Source organism: Mesorhizobium sp. P5_C1, from assembly GCF_054049815.1.
Genome location: NZ_JBFULQ010000790.1, coordinates 1 through 1,945 on the forward strand (window position 1 = coordinate 1; position 1,945 = coordinate 1,945).

At 56.7% G+C, this 1,945-nt stretch carries 2 protein-coding genes; one reads left to right on the forward strand and one right to left on the reverse strand.

Annotated elements, in window-relative coordinates; genetic code table 11:
- Positions 1 to 701 (reverse strand): class I SAM-dependent methyltransferase (locus tag ACXJ7R_RS31305; RefSeq protein ID WP_457155186.1); only part of this gene is annotated, 701 nt, incomplete at its 3' end.
- Between the two features lie 364 nt (positions 702 to 1,065).
- On the opposite strand from ACXJ7R_RS31305, the gene ACXJ7R_RS31310 reads away from it, so the two are divergent.
- On the forward strand, positions 1,066 to 1,945 hold an 880-nt coding region (locus ACXJ7R_RS31310), incomplete at its 3' end, for an NAD-dependent epimerase/dehydratase family protein (RefSeq protein ID WP_457155187.1).

Genomic DNA, 1,945 nt, shown 5'->3' on the forward strand with positions numbered 1-1,945 from the left:
CTCATCAGGACCAGGCGAGTGCCCTCTAGCCGTTCCGCCAGCGAAGTGGCCCAACTTGGCTTCGAGAGCGAGATTCCATATCTGTCCTGACCAGGATAGTCGGCATAGCCATAGCCTTCTGCAAAATACTGCCTCTCGATTTCCTCCCACCCAGAGGCGACGCCATAGTAGTTGAACTGGGGGCCTCGGAAATGAACGAAACGTCCATGCAGGCTGACGATAAGGACGCCGTCTGATCGCAGCCATGAAAGCAGCTTCCTGACCAGACGCTCGGATATGTTCGCGGGCAGGTGCGTCAAAACCGAACCGACCCAGATCAGGTCGTACCGCGAGGGAGCGTCGAGGCCGTCCACATCGGTGCCAGACAGCCACGTCCGCGCACCAAACTCGCGTGCACAGAATTCGAGATCCTCAGCGCGCGTGTCTGTCGCCGAAATCTCGGCGCTGGCGTACGCAGCCCGCAGCCAACGGGTGACGCGTCCAGCACCAGCCCCGAAATCGAGGATTTTTTTTGGCTCTATTCCAGCCAGGCCGACCGCCGCGGCGATAACGTTTAGCGCTGATCCCCCGCAGGTTAGGTAGTGCCGGCCGTTCCCATGAAACATCCCATCGTTCTCATGGAGGTTCAGCGACACCATTTCATGCAGTGTCGCAGCGAAGCCGCTGAAAGCAGCATGGTCCTGTCGGTCCAGGTTTTTCATTTTGGCGCGAAATCGCCGCTCTCCATAACCGCTGACGGCATAGCACGCGAAACATCGAGCATCTACATTTGTTAATTATGAACAAGTAAACTATCAACAACTTTCCCGCGAGGGCGGTACAGGCGATGCACTTAATCCGGCGCTTCCGCCCCGGCGCATGCTCTGGCTGGTAGGCGGCAAAAGTTGTCATCTACGACCCAGCCGAACAAATGCTGAGTGCAATAGCAACACATCCTTCCGTCGACCCGATAAGCTTTGACGCACTCGCGAAGTCAGARTACGGACCTACTTGGGAATTGCGGTTCGCCATTCTGATTCCCACAACCGCAGTTAACCATATTCGGGAGCGGCTGAGCACATCCGGATGTCATCTAAGGCAGAAAAATCCGAGATCGCCGAACGACATCTGATCCTTGGTGGAAGCGGTTTCATTGGCCGACATGTTGCTGCAATCCTGGTGCAATGCGGGTGTGAGGTCGTTCTAGCCGGGCGCTCGCTTTCGAAGCCGACATTTGCTCCTGCACTTGACGAGCGAGTCGCATGGCGCAGTTTCGACCTTGCCAACGCGCAATGGGATAGCTTGATCGACGGGTTCACCGTCATTCACCATTATGCATGGTCATCCGTCCCTGCCAGCGCCAACAACGATCCCACCCTTGATCTGTCGACCAATGTCGCGCCGACGCTGGGTTTGCTGGATGCGCTTCGCAAAAAAGGGGCGCAGGCGCCAAGGCTGATCTTCGCTTCGTCCGGCGGTACGGTTTATGGCAAATTGCTGCGCGTTCCGGTGCATGAAGATCACCGTTTGAACCCGATTACCGCCTACGGCGCTGGTAAAGCCGCAGTTGAACTGTATCTGGGAACCTATCGTGCTCTCTACGGGCTCGATTGTCGTGTGGCGCGTCTAGCCAATCCTTTTGGAGCAGGGCAGAATTTGGCAAAAGGCCAGGGTGTGGTAACGACGTTCCTGCACCGCGCGTTGTCGCAACGGCCAATAATCGTCTGGGGCGATGGCGAAGTCGTGCGTGATTTCATTCACATCTCCGATGCCGCAGCAGGCCTGGTTACACTGGCACGCGCAGCACCGCTCGACGGCCATCAGGTTTTCAATATCGGCAGCGGCGAGGGAATCAGCCTTAACGGTGTCATTGCCGAACTTGAATCAAAACTCTCCCAAAGACTGGACGTTCGCTATGAGCGCGGTCGGAAATTCGATGTTCCAGTGAGCGTGCTCGATATTTCGC